15 protein-coding genes are annotated in these 16,097 nt (G+C 74.8%); 5 read left to right on the plus strand and 10 right to left on the minus strand.

Annotated features, from left to right (window positions below; all coding sequences use genetic code 11):
* Positions 1-297 precede the first annotated feature (297 nt).
* Positions 298-1,206 carry a DUF1444 domain-containing protein gene (locus QSK22_RS05045; protein ID WP_285492753.1) on the plus strand — a complete coding sequence of 303 codons (909 nt, stop codon included), beginning with the start codon at positions 298-300 and terminating at the stop codon, positions 1,204-1,206.
* 570 nt (positions 1,207-1,776) lie between these two features.
* Here the strand turns inward: QSK22_RS05045 and QSK22_RS05050 are convergent.
* The 3 genes from QSK22_RS05050 to QSK22_RS05060 form a co-directional block, all read right to left on the minus strand.
* Positions 1,777-2,838, minus strand: a complete 1,062-nt coding sequence (locus tag QSK22_RS05050) for a threonine aldolase family protein (RefSeq protein WP_285492754.1) — start codon at positions 2,836-2,838, stop codon at positions 1,777-1,779.
* Entirely contained in the window at positions 2,819-3,514 is a 696-nt protein-coding gene (locus QSK22_RS05055) for an SDR family oxidoreductase (protein ID WP_285492755.1), read from the minus strand. The genes QSK22_RS05050 and QSK22_RS05055 overlap by 20 nt, the downstream gene beginning before the upstream one ends.
* 194 nt (positions 3,515-3,708) lie before the next feature.
* Positions 3,709-4,437 carry a histidine phosphatase family protein gene (locus QSK22_RS05060; RefSeq protein WP_285492756.1) on the minus strand — a complete coding sequence of 243 codons (729 nt, stop codon included), beginning with the start codon at positions 4,435-4,437 and terminating at the stop codon, positions 3,709-3,711.
* A gap of 57 nt (positions 4,438-4,494) precedes the next feature.
* Between QSK22_RS05060 and QSK22_RS05065 the strand changes: the two genes are divergently transcribed.
* Both QSK22_RS05065 and QSK22_RS05070 read left to right on the plus strand, forming a co-directional pair.
* Entirely contained in the window at positions 4,495-4,860 is a 366-nt protein-coding gene (locus QSK22_RS05065) for a hypothetical protein (protein ID WP_285492757.1), read from the plus strand.
* Between the two features lie 4 nt (positions 4,861-4,864).
* On the plus strand, positions 4,865-5,281 hold the full coding sequence (locus QSK22_RS05070; RefSeq protein ID WP_285492758.1) for a hypothetical protein: 417 nt from the start codon (positions 4,865-4,867) through the stop codon (positions 5,279-5,281).
* A gap of 119 nt (positions 5,282-5,400) precedes the next feature.
* On the opposite strand, the gene QSK22_RS05075 is transcribed toward QSK22_RS05070, so the two are convergent.
* Positions 5,401-6,168 carry an NERD domain-containing protein gene (locus tag QSK22_RS05075; RefSeq protein ID WP_285492759.1) on the minus strand — a complete coding sequence of 256 codons (768 nt, stop codon included), beginning with the start codon at positions 6,166-6,168 and terminating at the stop codon, positions 5,401-5,403.
* Between the two features lie 264 nt (positions 6,169-6,432).
* Between QSK22_RS05075 and hrpB the strand changes: the two genes are divergently transcribed.
* Positions 6,433-9,051 (plus strand): ATP-dependent helicase HrpB, encoded by a 2,619-nt coding sequence (hrpB, locus tag QSK22_RS05080; protein WP_502872279.1) that lies wholly within the window; start codon positions 6,433-6,435, stop codon positions 9,049-9,051.
* A gap of 26 nt (positions 9,052-9,077) precedes the next feature.
* On the opposite strand, the gene QSK22_RS05085 is transcribed toward hrpB, so the two are convergent.
* A complete protein-coding gene (locus QSK22_RS05085) occupies positions 9,078-9,200 on the minus strand; it encodes a hypothetical protein (protein ID WP_285492761.1) in 123 nt (40 codons plus the stop codon).
* A gap of 63 nt (positions 9,201-9,263) precedes the next feature.
* Here QSK22_RS05085 and QSK22_RS05090 point away from each other — a divergent pair, with 63 nt between their 5' ends.
* Positions 9,264-10,019, plus strand: coding sequence for a hypothetical protein (locus QSK22_RS05090; RefSeq protein WP_285492762.1), 756 nt, complete (start codon positions 9,264-9,266; stop codon positions 10,017-10,019).
* Positions 10,020-10,206: 187 nt separating this feature from the next.
* Here the strand turns inward: QSK22_RS05090 and QSK22_RS05095 are convergent, their stop codons facing one another.
* The 5 genes from QSK22_RS05095 to QSK22_RS05115 form a co-directional block, all read right to left on the minus strand.
* Positions 10,207-10,962, minus strand: coding sequence for an anti-sigma factor family protein (locus QSK22_RS05095; RefSeq protein ID WP_285492763.1), 756 nt, complete (start codon positions 10,960-10,962; stop codon positions 10,207-10,209).
* The gene (locus QSK22_RS05100) at positions 10,959-11,573 is read right to left on the minus strand and encodes a sigma-70 family RNA polymerase sigma factor (RefSeq protein ID WP_285492764.1); all 615 of its coding nucleotides are present in this window, start codon (positions 11,571-11,573) and stop codon (positions 10,959-10,961) included. Before QSK22_RS05100 ends, QSK22_RS05095 begins: the two co-directional genes overlap by 4 nt.
* A gap of 51 nt (positions 11,574-11,624) precedes the next feature.
* Positions 11,625-12,281, minus strand: a complete 657-nt coding sequence (locus QSK22_RS05105; RefSeq protein ID WP_285492765.1) for a hypothetical protein — start codon at positions 12,279-12,281, stop codon at positions 11,625-11,627.
* 180 nt (positions 12,282-12,461) lie between these two features.
* Complete coding sequence (locus QSK22_RS05110; RefSeq protein WP_285492766.1) at positions 12,462-14,909, minus strand: GMC oxidoreductase; 2,448 nt, start codon at positions 14,907-14,909, stop codon at positions 12,462-12,464.
* The gene (locus QSK22_RS05115; RefSeq protein ID WP_285492767.1) at positions 14,909-16,054 is read right to left on the minus strand and encodes an alpha/beta fold hydrolase; all 1,146 of its coding nucleotides are present in this window, start codon (positions 16,052-16,054) and stop codon (positions 14,909-14,911) included. The genes QSK22_RS05110 and QSK22_RS05115 overlap by 1 nt, the downstream gene beginning before the upstream one ends.
* Positions 16,055-16,097 lie beyond the last annotated feature (43 nt).

The raw sequence follows: 16,097 nt of genomic DNA on the forward strand, positions 1-16,097 counted from the left end.
CCCCCGGCGGGCGCATCGCCGTGGCCGGCAGCACGCGACGGCCACCGCAGCAGCCGGAACGATGCCGCAGCAGTAAGGCGGATGCCGCCCGCGGCGCGGCCGTACCGGCGTGGGCGCCGCAGAAGGTCGCCGCCGCGGCACCGGGCCGTCACCTCCGCTCCGACGCCGCGATGCGCCGCCGCATCGGTCGCCGGACGGGCCCACCCGGCGCCCGGCATGCACCGAGGCGCCGTGGCGGGCAGCTCGATCACGTAGGCTGTCCCTCACATCGGATGGTCCGTGCTGCTGGGGGGTCACATGGGTTCTCACGACGGGGACGCCGGTTCCGTCGTCGGGGACGACCCGCTTCTCCCATTGGTGCTGGCGGTGCTGGAGCACTACGGCTACGCCTGCACGCTGATCAGCGCGGACGAGGTCGAGGTCTCACGGCCGGACCGCGCCGACGTCAACCCCTACCGCATCCGGCTCACCAACCTGCGGCAGTGGACCGCGCGCGAGCCGCGCGACCAGTGGCCCGCGCTGGTCTCCGACTTCCTCGGCAGCCTCATCGCCGCCACCGAGGCCGACCTGAACGACGGCGCCCTGGACCTCGACGACTACGCGTCGGTGCGGTCGCTGCTGCGGATGCGCCTTTACGCCGAGGACATCGACGACGAACTGGACCTCGTGTGCCGTGCCGTGGCGCCCGGGCTCTGCGAGGTCGTGGTGATCGACAAGCCCACGACGCTGATGGTGCTGACCGCCGAGATCGCCAAGGAGTGGCCGGTCGACTGGGACGAGCTGTTCCGGGTGGCGCGGGAGAACGTCCGGTCGGACGGTCCACTGGACGCCCACGTGCAGCCCGTCGGCGGCACCCGGCTCGCGTCCCTGTACGGCGACACCGCCTATGTCACCGGGCACGCCCTGTGGGTGGGGGACTACCCGGTGACCGGGCCGTACGGCGCACTGCTCGCCGTCCCCACACAGAGCGTGGTGCACGCGGCGCCGCTGGAGGGGGCGGCGGTCCCCGACGCCATCAACAAGCTCATCGGCCTCGCCTGGACGGAGTACCGGCAGGGTCCGCGTTCGGTGCAGCCGCACATCTACCGGTGGCATGAGGGCGAGCTGTCGCTGGCGGGGACGGTGGAACAGTCGGCGGACAGCTCGCTGACCGTTCAGATCACGCCGGAGTTCCAGGACTGCCTGGAAGAACTGATCCGCGACTGATCCGCCCGCTGCGAGAGGTCGGCGGCCCCCACCATCAACGCCCAGAACACGACCAAAACCTGTTTGCGCCGGCCGGTGGGGCCGCCCCGGGGGTGCGATCGGGGCGGCCCGCCTGTCGGTTGCGCTTGGCGCTGGGGGCGGCACCTGGTCGATGGGGGCGCTTTGGCTGCCGGGTTGTGCGGAGCCGGGCGTGGTGGCGCAGGGCCTTGACCTTTTTATGCGGGCGGGGGTTGGTGCGGCTCCGGACGATGGCAGGTCGCTGGGCGCCGACCGCCACGGCATGCCGGGTCGCGCCGCCTGTGCCGATGGATGCGGCTGCGACGTTTCGGCCCTCTTCATGGGCATCGCTCTGGTGTTCGCCGTCGCCGCCGGGCGGCACGTCCCTGGTCTGGTGCTCCTGCCTGGCCTGAGCCTTGCCTCGGCCCTGCGGAGCCGGGCGTGGTGGCACAGCGCTCTGACCTCGGCGTTCGATCCGTGCGCGAGCGACCCGGCTGATCGAGCGGGGCGCTCCGTCTCATCGCGTCGCGGGGGCTCGCGGGCGGGTGGTTCGTTGGCCTGGTGCAGGGTGTGTCAGGGGGTGAGGGCTTTGGCGAGGGCGGAGGTGAAGGCTCGGACCTCGTCTTCCGTGGTGGCGAAGGAGCACATCCAGCGGACCTCGCCGGTCCGCTCGTCCCAGGTGGCGAAGGAGTACTGTTCGCGCAGGCGGGCGGCGGCCTCGGCGGAGAGGGCGGCGAAGACGGCGTTCGCTTCGACGGGGCGGGTGATGCGCACTCCGGGGAGGGGGCGGACGGCCTCGGCCAGGCGCCGGGCCATCGCGTTGGCGTGGCGGGCGTTGCGCAACCACAGGTCGCCGTCGAGGAGCGCGACGAGCTGGGCGGAGATGAAGCGCATCTTGGACGCCAGCTGCATCCCCGCCTTGCGCAGGAACGGCAGGCCGCGCACCGCCGCGGGGTCGAGCACGACGACGGCCTCGCCCATCAGCAGGCCGTTCTTGGTGCCGCCGAACGACAGCACGTCCACCCCCGCGTCGGTGGTGAGGGCGCGGAGGGGGACGCCGAGTGAGGCCGCGGCGTTGGCGAGACGGGCGCCGTCCATGTGCACGCGCATGCCGCGTTCGTGGGCGTGCGCGGTGAGCGCCGCGATCTGCTCGGGGGTGTAGACGGTCCCCAGCTCCGTGCTCTGCGTCAGGGACACGACGCCGGGCTGCGCGTGGTGCACGTCGCCCCAGCCCCAGGCGTACCGGTCGACCAGTTCGGGGGTCAGCCTGCCGTCCGGCGCGGGCACCGGGACCAGCTTGAGCCCGGCGACCTTCTCGGCGGCGCCGCACTCGTCCACGTTGATATGGGATCCCTCGGCGCAGATCACCGAGCTCCACCGCTCCGACATCGACTGGAGGGCGACGACGTTGGCGCCGGTGCCGTTGAAGACGCAGAACGCCTCGGCCTGGTCGCCGAAGTGCCGCCGCACGACGTCGCGCAGCCGCGCGGTGTACGCGTCGTCGCCGTAGGCGCCCTGGTAGCCCTCGTTCGCCGCGGTCAGGGCGGCGAGGATCTCCGGGTGCGCCCCCGCGCAGTTGTCGCTGGCGAAGCCGGCGTCCGGCGTGCGGGGGCCGTCAGGAACCGGTGAGGTCAACGCGTCGTCCGTTCAGCTCGTCGGCGGGGCGGTTCCACAGCGCGGCCACGGCGTCGGCGAGGTCGTCGACGTGGGTGTGCCGGGAGTAGTCGGCGTCCGGGTCGTCCCGCCTCATGGCGTCGGTCAGCAGAGCCTCGACGACGAGGATCGTCGCCGCCGCGGAGCTGCCGGACAGCGCGTCGGCCAGCGCCAGCGTCCACGTCTCGGCCGCCGCCTTGGCGGTGGCGTACACGGCGTCGCCCTGGGTGGGACGCCGTGCGGCGGGCTGCGACACGATCGCGAACCGACCTGCGGGGGAGCGGCGCAACTGCCGGTGGAACGCCAGCGTGGCGTGCTGCAGAGTGCGGATCAGCAGATCGTGCAGCAGCGCCCAGTCGGCCAGGTCGGTGTCGGCGAACGATTCGGCGCCGCGCCAGCCGCCCACCAGGTGGATCAGCCCGTCCGCGGCGCCGTGCTCGGCGGCGACCCCGTCCGCCCAGGCGCGGGTGCCGTCGGCGTCGAGCAGGTCGATGACCGCGGGGAACACGTTCGCTTCGGCCCAGCGCTGCGGCCGCACGTCCGCCGCCACGACCCGCGCGCCGTCCGCCGCCAGCCGGCGCACCACGGCCCGGCCCGCGGGACCGCCCGCGCCCGTCACCACGATCACCCGACCGCTCACGGCCGACAACTGGACCATGCGCATATTCTGCACGTCCGCGGGAGAGCGCCCGCCACCGGGATCACGATCACCCGCCCCGGGCACCGACCCCGGTCGCAGGGAGCGCGCTTCGGTGTGCCGGGCCTCGAGGCGCTGCCCCTCGCCGCGCGGGCATTGGTCCTGAGCCCCAGGCGGAGGCCGGGGCCGTCGGCGTGTCGGGGGTCGGGCGGAGGTCAGCGGTGGGCGGGGTCGGCGTCCAGGAGGTGGGCGCAGTCGTTGAAGGCCGTGGGGCGCAGCGCGCCTCCGTCGCGCCGCCAGCGGGTCACCGAGCAGTTGCCGATGGGATCCTTCTCGATCTCCATGATCTCCTGCTCGGACAGCTCCTCGACGATGTACCGGGTCATCACCACGATCGCGTCGTGCGCGACCACCAGGATGCGGGCGTCCGGCGACGACAGGCCCAGGTCGCGGTAGAAGCTGCGCAGCCGCAGGGCCAGGTCCGTCCAGGACTCGCCGCCCGGGGGCCGGTAGTAGAACTTGCCCAGGCGCCGCATGCGCGCGGCCTCCTGCGGATGGCGGCGGCGCACGCCGACGGGGGTCAGGCCCTCCAGGATGCCCTGCTCGCGGTCGCGCAGCCGTTCGTCCACCTCGATGCGCAGCCCGCCCGGCTCGTCCGGGCCGAACGGGGTCTGCGCGAGGGCGATGCGGGCGGTGTCCCGGGCGCGCAGGTAGGGGGACGTGACGACCCTGGTGGGGCGCTCGTCGTCGGGCAGGTCCGCCAGCCAGCGGCCGAGCGCGGCGGCCTGGCGCCGTCCGGTGTCGGTGAGGGGGATGTCGGCGTCGCGTTCGGGGAGACCGACCTCCTCGACGTCGGTGCCCTGCACCGCGCGGTAGGCGGCGTTGGCGGTGCTCTCCCCGTGCCGGGTCAGGATGAGGCCGTCGAGCGCGTTCACGCCGTTCATGATTCCACGGGACCGGACGGCCGGTGCTCTACAGGCGGTAGTAGTCTCGGGACCGCCATGTCGAGCGCCCTCTCCACCGTGATCATCGTCGTGTCGCTGCTGGCGGCCGTCTACAGCCTGGTGACGGCCCTGCGCGACCGGGCGATGGGCTGGGACCACCTGGCCGCGCTGGGCGTCCTGGAGGTGCTGCTGGTCGCCCAGATGGCGGTGGGCTTGGTCAAGCTGTCCGGCGACGAGGGGCCCGACGACACCGCCACCTTCGTCGGCTACCTCATCGGCGCCCTGCTCGTCCCCGTCCTCAGCGCGGGCTGGGGCCTGCTCGAGCGGACCCGCTGGGGCCCGGGCGTCATCGTGGTGGCGTGCCTGGCCGTGTCGGTGATGGTGGTGCGTCTCGGGCAGCTGTGGGAGGGCACCGTTGGCTGAGGACGTGAGCGGAAAGACCGCGCAGACCGCCGGGACGGGCAGCGGCCCCGGGCGGATCCTGGTCGCCGTGTACGGGATCTTCGCGCTGGCGGCCGGGGCGCGCGCCGGGGTGCAGATGGCGACCCGCTTCTCCGACGCGCCCGTCGCCTACTCGCTGTCGGCGTTCGCCGCGGTGGTGTACGTGCTGGCCACCGTGGCGCTCGCCCTGGGCGGACGCACGTCGCGGCGCGTGGCGCTGGTGTCCTGCTCGATCGAGCTGGCCGGAGTGCTCGCCGTCGGGACGCTGAGCCTCGCCGACAAGGAGGCGTTCCCCGACGAGACGGTGTGGTCGGTCTACGGCCAGGGCTACGGGTTCGTCCCCCTGGTGCTGCCCGTCATCGGCCTGTACTGGCTGTGGCGCAGCGGCCGCCGCACGGGCTGACCGGATCCCGGCGCGGCCGCCCGTGACCGGCGGCCGCGCCCAGGAGGGATCAAGGTCGTCGCCTCGCGTGTCGCCGTTCCGGGCGGCCGCTTGCGGCGCATCCGGGGGCGTACGGACGGTCAGGCGGCCTCGGACGTCATCGTGCGGCCCCCGATGGGGAGCGCGTGCACGGTCGCGCGGGCGACCGTGTCGACGTCCTCGGGGGACAGGACGGCGTGCGGGTGCCGGCGGATCCACCACAGCAGCCGCAGCGGCCGGGCGAACAGGATGCCGTCGGCGACGAACGGGCTCTTGCGCAGCTTGCCGCCGTGCACCGCGTGCACGGGCACCACCTTCAGCTCCATGTCGGCGCGCTCGGAGATGAGCCGTCCGGCGGTGGCGGCGGCCTCCTTCAGCTCGCGCGTCATGGCGGTGCGGGTGCGCCCGTCGATGAACAGCCGGCCGCCGTGCTTGCTGATCTCGGTGTCGGGGTGCCAGGCGTCGTTGCGGATCAGCCACACCCCGCCGGGACCGACGAGTATCTGGTCGGCCTCGCCGTGGCCGGGAACGATGCGGGCGTGCAGCACGCGGTGCCCGCGCCGCTCCAGCGTGAACCACAGCAGCCGGGCCATCTGCTGGTCGCCGCGCAGCCCGCGCCGCCACACGTGGGATCGGTGGTACAGCCACCAGTGCAGGGCCGCGTCGGCCGTCGCGACCAGCAACGCCATGACGACACCGAAAACACCGTTCACCAAGAGCACGCCCAGCACAAGCGCCACACCGGCGAGAATGGCGCGGATGCGCAACCTGCTCTTTCGGTCGCGCTGCCACAGTTCTGCGTACACCGCCTGCGGGGATCCGCCGGTGAAGGCCTCCCGGTCGCGGAAGTAGATGGAGCTGCCGAACATCCCGAGTCCTTCCCTGCGCCTGCGATGACGACTCGATTATCGGGATACCTGAGCTCCGGCCCGCTGTCGTCCCCCGGTGCGGGGCTTGCGTCCGGAAAGCGACCGCGGTGAAAGAGATTTGGCAGGTCACCGGGATGCGGTGAAGCATCTGCCGCATGTTCTCGGCGGTTGCTTTAGAACGTTCTAGGCACCCGGCTGAAATACGCAGTGCAACTATCACCGCAAGAGTCGGACGCCCATTTTCCGCGTGGTGTTTCTCACATGATGTACGACGCGGCGGCGAGAGCGCCACCCGGCGCCCGGCACACTGGTGCGGTGCCTGACGAACGTCTCCGAGCGGCCCTGACCGAACTGCCCGTCCGCCGAGCGCTGCCCGGGCTGCGCGCGGCGTTGCGCGAACACGGCGTCGCCGTGCTGGCGGCGCCTCCCGGCACGGGCAAGACGACGCTGGTCCCGCTCGCGCTGGCGGGGCTGACGCCGTCGGACGGGCCCGCCGCCCCGGACGGCAAGGTGGTCGTGGTGGAGCCGCGGCGCCTGGCCGCGCGGGCCGCCGCGCGCCGCATGGCGTGGCTGCTGGGCGAACGGGTCGGCGGCCGGGTCGGCGTCAGCGTGCGCGGCGAGCACCGCCCCGGCACGCGGGTCGAGGTGGTGACCACGGGCGTGCTGCTGCGGCGGCTGCAGGACGAGCCGGAACTGGCCGACATCGCCGCGGTCGTCCTCGACGAGTGCCACGAACGGCACCTGGACGCCGACACCGCGATGGCCTTCCTCCTCGACGTGCGCGCCGCCCTGCGCCCCGAACTGCGCCTGGTCGCCGCGTCCGCCACCGCCGACACCGAGCCGTGGGCGCGCCTGCTCGGCGGCGACGGCGCGCCCGCCCCCGTCGTGGAGACCGAGGCGGCGCTGCACCCGGTGGAGGTGGTCTGGGCGGCGCCGCAGCGGCCGCCCGCGCCACCGCACGGCATGCGCGTCGATCCGGCGCTGCTGGACCACGTCGCCGCGACCGTGCGCCGGGCCCTCGCCGAACGCGACGGCGACGTGCTGTGCTTCCTGCCGGGCGCCGGCGAGATCGCCCGGGTGGCGGGGCTGCTGTCCGGCGCGGGCGCGGACGTGCTGCAGGTGCACGGCCAGGCGCCGGCCGCCGTGCAGGACGCCGTGCTCGCGCCGGGGGAGCGGCGGCGGGTGGTGCTGGCGACCTCGGTGGCCGAGTCCAGCCTCACCGTGCCGGGCGTGCGCGTCGTCGTCGACTCCGGACTGGCGCGCGAGCCCCGCACCGACCACGCCCGCGGCCTCGGCGCCCTGACCACCGTGCGGGTCTCGCGCGCCGCGGCCGAGCAGCGCGCCGGACGCGCCGGGCGGGAGGCCCCCGGCACCGTCTACCGCTGCTGGAGCCGGGCCGAGCACGAACGGCTGCCCGCCCGCCCCCGCCCCGAGATCGAACTGGCCGACCTGACCGCGTTCGCCCTGCACGCCGCCTGCTGGGGCGACCCGGACGCGGCCGGGCTCGCGCTGCTGGACGCCCCTCCGCAGGCGGCGATGCGCGCCGCGCGCCGCACGCTGCGCGCCATCGGCGCGGTGGACGGCGACGGCCGGGCCACCGAGCGTGGACGCGTCCTCGCCCGCGTCGGCGTCCACCCGCGCCTGGCGCGGGCGCTGGTGGACGGCGCCGAACGGGTCGGGGCCCGCGCCGCCGCCCAGGTGGTGGCGATGCTGTCGGAGCCGCCGCCGCGCGGCGCGGGCGACGACCTCACCGCGCTGTGGCGCACGCTGCGCCGCCCCGGCCCGCCCGCCGACGCCTACGCCGCCCGCTGGCGCGACGAGGCCGGACGCCTGCGCAACGCCCTCCCGCACGACCCGCCGCCGGCGGAGGCGCATGTGGAGGGGCATCTGGAGGGGCATGTCAAGGGGCATGACGACGCGGTGGCGGGCACCGTGGTCGCGCTGGCGTTCCCCGAGCGCGTGGCGCGCAGGCGGCCCGACGGCGGCTACCTGATGGCCTCGGGCACCGGCGCCGCCCTGGCCGACGGGTCGGCGCTGGCGGCGGCCCGCGCCGAATGGCTGGCCGTCGCGGAGGCCGACCGGCCCGCCGGGGCCGCCACCGCCCGCATCCGGCGGGCCGTCGTCATCGACGAGGACATCGCCCGGCCGGCCGCCGCGCCGCTGCTGGCGCAGGACGAGGAGGTCGCCTGGCGGGACGGCGACGTGGCCGCCCGGCGCGTCGAACGGCTCGGCGCGATCGAGCTGACGGTGCGTCCGCTGCCCGAGCCCGACCCGCAGCGGGTGCGGGCGGCGCTGCTGGACGGCCTGCGCGCCGAGGGGCCGGGCCTGCTCACCTGGACGCCCGCGGCCGTCGCGCTGCGCGAGCGGCTGGCGTTCTGCCGCCGCGCGCTCGGGGACCCGTGGCCGCGGGTGGACGACGGGGCCCTGATCGAGCACGCCGCAGACTGGATCACCGCGGCCGGGGCCCGCCGCCGCGCCGACCTGGCCCGCATCGACGTGGCCGCCGCGCTGCGCGCCCTGCCGCCCTGGGAGTGCGCGGCGCGGCTGGACGAGCTGGCGCCCGAGCGGATCGAGGTGCCGTCGGGGTCCCGGATCCGCGTCGACTACTCCGGGGAGCAGCCCGTGCTGGCGGTCAAACTGCAGGTGCTGTTCGGCTGGGACGCCGCGCCGCGGCTGGCCGGCGGGCGCGTCCCGCTGGTGGTGCACCTGCTGTCGCCGGCCGGGCGGCCCGCCGCCGTCACCGCCGACCTGGCTTCGTTCTGGCGGGACGGCTACCGGGCCGTGCGGGCGGAACTGCGCGGCCGCTACCCGCGCCACCCGTGGCCGGAGGACCCCGTGACGGCCGAGCCGACCCGGCACGCCAAGGCCCGCCGCGCCCGCTGATCCCGCCACCGGACGCGAGACGGGGATCAGGCGCTGCCGGCGCGGGAGCGGATCAGCACCTCGACGCCGTCCGGCACCCGGCCCGGGCCGGACTCGAAGGCGTGCTCGGGGCCGACGGCGCCGCCGTACTCGGCATCCTCGCAAAGCACCGGTGCGTCCGCGTCCGCGGCTGCGCGGACCCGTCCGCCCGCCGGGGCGCCTAACCTGGAGCGATGAGCGCCACTCGACCGGCCGCCCCGCCCGGCGGCCGCCCCCGGCTCATGCTGCCCGCCCTGCGCGAGGTCTACGAGGCCTACGTGCGGGCGGCCGGCGAACTGCCCGGGCTGCCCGACGCGCTGCGGGCCGAGGTGTGGACGTCCGCGCAGCTCGGCACGCTGGAGGCGGCGGCCCCGAACGCCGCCGCGCGCCGCGCCGCCCTCGCCGACCTGATCACCGTGCTGGGGTCCGCCGGGACGCCCGGCGCGCGCCTGTTCCTGCGCGCGCTCGCCGCGGTCGGACCGGCCGAGGCCCGCCCGGCGGCCGCCCGCGCCGCCCGGCGCGCGCCCCGCACCCCCGAAGGCGGCGAACCGCCGTGGGCGCGGCGGCTCGGCCGGGTCGCCCCAGGGCAGGTGTGGCTCATCCAGGAGGGGCCCCTGGACGGCGACAGGCTGGTCTGCGAGTTCCGCTACACCTTCGACGGATCCGGGCTGCACGCCCTCGCCGTACGGCTCGGATACGGCGACGTCCCGAGCGAGGTCGTCGTCGTGGGGGACGTGCCCGCGCTCATGGCCGCCGCCCGCCGGGCGATGCAGGCCGAACTGTGCGTCGTGCAGCCCCACGACCCGGCGGCCGTCGGCGCCAGGCTGCGCGCCGCCCTCGCCGACGCCGACCGGCTTGCCCCCGAGTGCTATCCCGCGCTGGCCCTCGCCCGGCACCGCGCCGCCCTGCTTGCCGGGGAGACGCCCCCGCGCAATCGAACGGCCGAATGAACGGGCTGCACGGCCACGAGGACGGATCGTGGCCGTGCAGCCGTCACCCGGCGCCCCGGAAAGGGCGGCGTCCGGACCATGGCGGGGGACAGGCCGGACACCGACCCGGGCAGCGCTCCGGGACCGGGTTCGGAAGGCGGGGAGGCACCGCCGCGGGGCGGGCGGCACACGGCGCCTCCCCGCGGGCTCAGACCGGCACGGTGAGCAGGGTGCGGCCGCCGCCCTGACCGATCGTCCGCACCTCGAAGCGGGCGATCTCGTCGGACGACAGCGCGGTGCCGCCCTGCAGCGTCAGCGGGTCGGGGGAGCCCGGCACCCCGTAGCCCTTGGCGGGCACCGACCAGCCCGCCACCGTGTGCGCGCGGCCCGTCCGGTCGATGGCGACCAGCTCGCACTGCAGCGGGCCGCGCACCTTGGACAGGCGCAGCCCCACCCGGCTGCCCCACAGCTTGGACTCCACCGCGACCGTGCCCGTCACACCGGTGCCGGGGTCGGAGGCGGTGACGCGCTGCCCGTCCCGCATGAGCGCTTCGACGCTGCCGTCCACGACCCGCACCGACGGGCCGGCACCGGCGGCCGCTGCGCCCCCGCCGCCCGCGTCGCCGGACATGGTGAGCCCGGTGCCGAACGCGCCCGCGAGCAGCACCACCCCGGCCGCGGCGCCGACCAGCGCGCGCCGGACCCGGCCGCGCCGCATCTTCCGCGCCCGGTGCCGCAGCAGGTCGGTCACCACCTCGGGGGGCGGCGGGACGGGCGTGGCGTCGCGCGGGTCCTCGATGGGCGGCATGCCGTGCAGCTGCGCCGCGACCCCGCGCAGCACGGTCAGCTCCTCGTTGCAGGGCAGGCAGGTGGACAGGTGGGCCTCGAACGCGCGCCGGTCCGGCTCCTCCAGCAGGCCGAGGGCGTAGGCGCCGACGTCGATGTGCGATGGGCCGGTCGTCACGGCGTGACGCCCCTTTCCTCCAGGGCCACGCGCAGCGCCCGGAGCGCGTAGTAGACCCGGGACTTGACGGTGCCGACGGGGATGCCGAGCTGCTTGGCGGCCTCGTTGACCGAGCGGTCCCGGAAGAAGGTCTCGTTGAGGATTTCGCGGTGCGCGGGGGACAGCGACTGGAGCGCCTCGGACACGACGACTGATCGCAGGAGATCCTCCAACCCGTCGGGGGCGCGCATGTTCTCCAGCGGGCCCTCGCCCGCCTCCTGCGGCCGGGCGTTCTTGCGGCGCTGGTCGTCGATGACGATCCGGCGTGCGACGGTGGCCAGCCACGGCAGCATCGACGTCGCGTTGGCGTCCAGCTGGTGTGCGCTGCGCCAGGCCCGGATCATCGTCTCCTGGACGACGTCCTCGGCCCAGTGCCGGTCGCCGCCGGTCAGCCGCAGGACGAACGACAGCAGCGGGCGGCCGTACACGCGGTACAGCTCGGTGACGATCACCTGGTCGTCCACGGCGTCGGCGGGGCGGGGGCCGCGGAACCAGCTCCACGGGCCGGAGCCGCCGTCACCGCCGCGCGGGCGGCGGCGCGCCGCCACGGTGGTCGAGGATCTGTGTGCCATTCGGCAATCTCCGCTGATGGGGGTAGTCGGGAGGTCGGGCAGGGATGCGGGTCAGCCGCCGGGTGCGCCGCCGGAGCCGCCGCCCGCCCCGGCGCCGAGGCCGACGGTCGTCCCGGTGCCGACTGCCGTGCCGGTGCCCGCCTGGGCCTTGGTGCCGTTGGGCCGGACGACGAACCAGAGGTTGTTCACGCCGTGGCCGTTCTCGTCGCCGGGGGAGGTGTCCTGGGAGTAGTGGTAGAGCGGCCAGCCGCCCACGGTGACCTGCAGGGCACCGTCGGACCGCCTGATCCGGCCGATCCTGGCCCGCTCCACCCCCGTGACGTCCAGCGTCGGCGTCCACAGCACGGGCGGCCAGGTCTGCGCGCACGTCCCCACGCACCGGGACAGCGACGGGCGGGCGCTGTCGCGGTCGTACCGGTAGACGGCGCGTCCCCGGTTGTCGACCAGGATCGCGCCGAGTTGGTAGTCCTGCATCGCGCGCAGCCCGGTCGGGCTCGCGGCGCCCCGGGGCTCGATGGTGGGCGTCCCCTTCCAGGGCCATCCGCCCGAGGCCGGCTGCTCGCCGGCGGCCCCCGCGGCGCCGCCCGTGGCCGTACCGGCGGGCGCCGCGCCCTGCGAGGCCCCGCCGTACAGGCCGCAGCCCGCGAGCGTCGCGCAGGCCGCCGCGACCGCGGTCCCCATGAGGACGCCCCGTCCCCGGACGTTCATGTGCCTCCTCCGCTGTGGCGTGTGCCGCGTCGGAAGGCAGTACGGGGCGCCCGGCGGAAAGGGTTCAACGGTCCGCGCACCGGATCCGCAAGGCAGCTGCGCTGAAGAAAAAGGCGCGGCGCGAGGGCACCCCGCAGTTCCCTCGCGCCGCGCGTTTGTCCGGCCCTGACGCGATCCCCGTCACGCCGCGTCGGGGCCGTACACCTCCCACAGCTCGCCGGCGAAGAACCGGCCGAACCGCACCAGCGCCGCCGCGCAGTCCGGACCGGACGTGCGGAACGTGGTCAGCTGGCGGGCGAAATCGGGCAGCCGGATGTGCATCACCCCGGCCGCCAGCACCTCGGCGTCCGCGTCCCCGCCCTCGGGCACGTGCCCGTCCAGGATCCGCACGTACAGGGTCGAGGTGTCCGGCCAGATCCGCGTGGGCGGGCCGTGCAGGACGTTCTTCTGCCCGGTCAGGGTGCGCGGCCGGCCCTCGCCGTCGGTGAAGTGCAGCCGGTACTTCATCAGGCGGCGGTCCTCCGCGCCCGCGGGCGCCAGGCAGTTGAACCAGCCCCGCAGGACGGCCCGCCGGCCCCCGCAGCCGGCGGACTCCACCCACCCGTCGGCCCGCGCGGTGTGCTCGGGCTCGTCGAGGAAGCGGTCGACGTCGTCGGCGGTGATGGTGAGGCGCAACGTGATGCGCTCGCGCGCCCCGGCGAGCTCGCCCGCGCGCGGGTCGTCCTCGCCGAACGTCACGAACCCCTTCATCACCTCGGTGAACGACAACGACGTACGGGCGTCCGCCCCGGGGGACGTCCCCCGGTCCCGCTCGGGGCGCCCCGAGTCCGCCTCATACGCCGTGCCGTTCCCCGCCCCTCCAGACGGGCCGGCCTCCCCCGAGGCCGGCCCGGCCCCCGTGTCCGGTGCGTCGTGCGTCCGCTGTGCGCCGTCGCGCGGCGGGGTGTGCGTGCTCCTGCCCCGGCTCGCGGCGTTCTCCAGCGCCCGGGTGCTCAGGCGGTCGGCCATCGCCGCGATCGTCAGGGAAGGGTTCGGGCCCACCGGCCCGGGCATCGCCGCCCCGTCGGCGATGTACAGGCCGGGGTGGCCGAACACCTCGCCGAAGGCGTCGCAGACGCCCTCGCCCTCGTGCCGTCCCATCGGCGCGCCGCCCAGCGGGTGCACCGTGATGACCCGCTTGCGGAACCAGATCGGGTTGTCGGCGTACTCCGCGCCGAGCACGTCGGCGATGGCCCGCATGGTCTTGCGCAGCCGCGCGTAGTGCGCCCGGCTGGACTCGGCGCTCCACCTGGCGTTCAGCCGCCCGCCCCGCAGCTCCAGCCGGCCGTCGGCGGCGTCGCGGCCCATGCCCAGCAGCGGCAGCGAGCTGACCGACAGCGCCCCGTCGCCGATCAGGTCCGACAGCTCCGCCGACACGTTGGTGTCGGGCGCGTCCTTGAAGAACTCCACGAACCGCTGCCACAGGAACTTCACGACCCGCACGATCTGCTCGTCGGGCTCCAGCCCCGGCACCATCCAGTCGACGAACGAGGGGTAGCCGCCGTCCTGGATGTAGGCGCCGGGCCCGGCGCCCGGCGCGCCGTCCAGGGCGTCCGGCAGCCGGATCGCGCTGGTGATGACCGGGCCGCGGCTGGCGTCCAGCGGCCGCACCCGGTCGCGGTCCTTGGCCTTGAGCAGGAACGTCAGCAGGTCGCCGTTGCCGCTGAACCGGGTGCCGAGCGCCCCGCTCAGCCCCGGCAGCGCCGCCCGCGACTTCAGCAGCAGGTACGTCGTGCCGTACGTGCCCGCCGCCAGGACCAGCCGCTCGCACGCGATCGTGCGGACCGGCCGCCTGTCCTTGCGGACGTTCACGTCGTGGTGGACGTAGTCGACCTCGTAGCCGCCGCCGGGCCGCGGCCGGATCCCCTTGACCTCGTGCTCGGTGCGCAGGTCGGCCCCGTGGAACGCGGCCGCCGACAGGTAGGTGTGGTCGAGGCTGTTCTTGGCGCCGTCGTTGCAGCCGATGTCGCACTCGCCGCACAGCCGGCACGTGCGCCGCGGCACGCCGTGCACGTTGCCGTAGGACGGCTCGGCGAGCGGCAGGCCGACTCCCGGCTCGGCACCGGGCGACGGGGCGAAGCTGATCCCCAGCGGCGGCCGGCTGTAGTGCAGCCCCAGCTCGGCGGCCGCGTCCTGTATCGCGTGCGCCTTGGGCGTGTGGTCGTACGGCGGCCGGTCGAGCGGGTAGACGGCGGTGCCGATCATCTTCTCGACCGCGTCGTAGTGCGGGTCGAGGTCCGCGCGGCTCACCGGCCACTCCTCGTGCCGCCCGCCGGGCAGGTCGGTGACGAACCACCGCTCGTCCTTGCGCAGCAGCACGTTGGCGTAGATGAGCGACCCGCCGCCCAGACCGGACGACACCACCGAGTCGAAGCCCTTGAAGCTCCAGACGTCGAACATCCCGTACAGCCCGGCCTCGGGGTCCCAGAACGCCCGGCCGATCTCGGCGGGGGAGCGGGGGAAGGTGCCGGGCGGGTACGCGCGGCCGCGCTCCAGCACCACCACCGACCGTCCGGCCTCGGCCATCCGGTACGCGGCCACCGAGCCGCCGAACCCGGACCCGACGACCACCGTGTCGACGTGCTCCATCAGGCCACCTGCCGGTCGCGGCTGTGCTTGCGCAGGTGCTCCAGGATGGCCGGGAACACGTCGGCGTGCGCGTTGCGGCCGACGATCGGGTCCACGTGGGAGTACCGGGGCAGGACCTTCAGCGAGTGCCTGCCGGGCGCCCGGCGCGACAGGACGCGGTGGCAGACGATGTTGGAGTCGGTGAACACGCGGTTGTCCGAACCGGTCAAGAACAGGCTGGGCGGCAGGTTCTCGGGGGCGTCGCGCAGGTAGTTGTCGGGCAGCGCGGCGTAGCGCGGGTCGCCCGGACGGTTCTTCACCGCGTACCCGGCCTTGACCATCTTGCGGATGTGCCGGTAGTAGCTCAGCCCCGTCACCGGGAAAAGGTCGGCCCACCGCTGGTGCGTCTCGGGCGCCAGGCTGTCGTGGTCGTAGAACATCGCCGGGAAGCCGGTGCCCCACATGAAGCTGACCATGTGGCAGTCGGGGTTGTCGCACTCGCGGTGCACCGCCGACACCAGCCGGGAGATCATCCGGTTGCGGGTGAAGCGGCCCGCCCGCGCCGAGTAGGCGTCCAGCACCGACACCCCGAACCCGTACTCGACGATGGCGGGGCCGAAGTTCAGCTTCAGCCGCGACCACGCCGGCACCCGGGTGACCAGCGAGACGCTGTTGGACACCGCGCTGGTGACGTCGGTGATCAGGCCCGCGGACATGCTCATGAAGAACGACACCGCGCCCAGGCACTGCGCGACGACGTGCACCCGCCGGTCGCCGATGTGGCGGCGCAGCTCGCGCATGGCGGCGGGGTGGTCGTACAGCGCGATGTCGTCGAGGCTGTACCCGTTGGTCTCGGCGTTGTACGGGTACCGGTTGCTCATCCGGAAGTCCAGCGTCCAGACGTCGGTGAACCCGTTGTCCAGCAGGAAGTTCACCATGTTGTAGTGCTCGGGCATGATGAACATGTCGCTGGACGCCGGCAGGCCGTGCAGGAGCAGCACCACGTCGTCGCAGTCGGCGCGGTGGAAGCGCGTCAGGTGCAGCCCGAGACCGTCCTCGGTGGCGAACGGGTGCACCGAGATCTCGGCCTTCTCCACGCCGTCCAGCGTGTAGCGCGCGACGGGACGCTGCATGTCCATCGACCTCCCCAGCTCGGCAACAACCATGGCGTCCCCTCGGGCGCGGGGACATCGTGGTAAACCCTGACTT

It is taken from the genome of Actinomadura sp. NBRC 104425 (assembly GCF_030269545.1).
Classification (GTDB): Bacteria; Actinomycetota; Actinomycetes; order Streptosporangiales; family Streptosporangiaceae; genus Spirillospora; species Spirillospora keratinilytica.

Excerpts from the sequence above, each read along its gene's own strand:
- QSK22_RS05045 (WP_285492753.1), top strand. The coding sequence starts at position 298 with ATGGGTTCTCACGACGGGGACGCCGGTTCCGTCGTCGGGGACGACCCG.
- QSK22_RS05055 (WP_285492755.1), bottom strand. The coding sequence starts at position 3,514 with ATGGTCCAGTTGTCGGCCGTGAGCGGTCGGGTGATCGTGGTGACGGGC.
- QSK22_RS05060 (WP_285492756.1), bottom strand. The coding sequence starts at position 4,437 with ATGAACGGCGTGAACGCGCTCGACGGCCTCATCCTGACCCGGCACGGG.
- QSK22_RS05065 (WP_285492757.1), top strand. The coding sequence starts at position 4,495 with ATGTCGAGCGCCCTCTCCACCGTGATCATCGTCGTGTCGCTGCTGGCG.
- QSK22_RS05075 (WP_285492759.1), bottom strand. The coding sequence starts at position 6,168 with ATGTTCGGCAGCTCCATCTACTTCCGCGACCGGGAGGCCTTCACCGGC.
- hrpB (WP_502872279.1), top strand. The coding sequence starts at position 6,433 with ATGTACGACGCGGCGGCGAGAGCGCCACCCGGCGCCCGGCACACTGGT.
- QSK22_RS05090 (WP_285492762.1), top strand. The coding sequence starts at position 9,264 with ATGAGCGCCACTCGACCGGCCGCCCCGCCCGGCGGCCGCCCCCGGCTC.
- QSK22_RS05100 (WP_285492764.1), bottom strand. The coding sequence starts at position 11,573 with ATGGCACACAGATCCTCGACCACCGTGGCGGCGCGCCGCCGCCCGCGC.
- QSK22_RS05105 (WP_285492765.1), bottom strand. The coding sequence starts at position 12,281 with ATGAACGTCCGGGGACGGGGCGTCCTCATGGGGACCGCGGTCGCGGCG.
- QSK22_RS05110 (WP_285492766.1), bottom strand. The coding sequence starts at position 14,909 with ATGGAGCACGTCGACACGGTGGTCGTCGGGTCCGGGTTCGGCGGCTCG.
- QSK22_RS05115 (WP_285492767.1), bottom strand. The coding sequence starts at position 16,054 with ATGGTTGTTGCCGAGCTGGGGAGGTCGATGGACATGCAGCGTCCCGTC.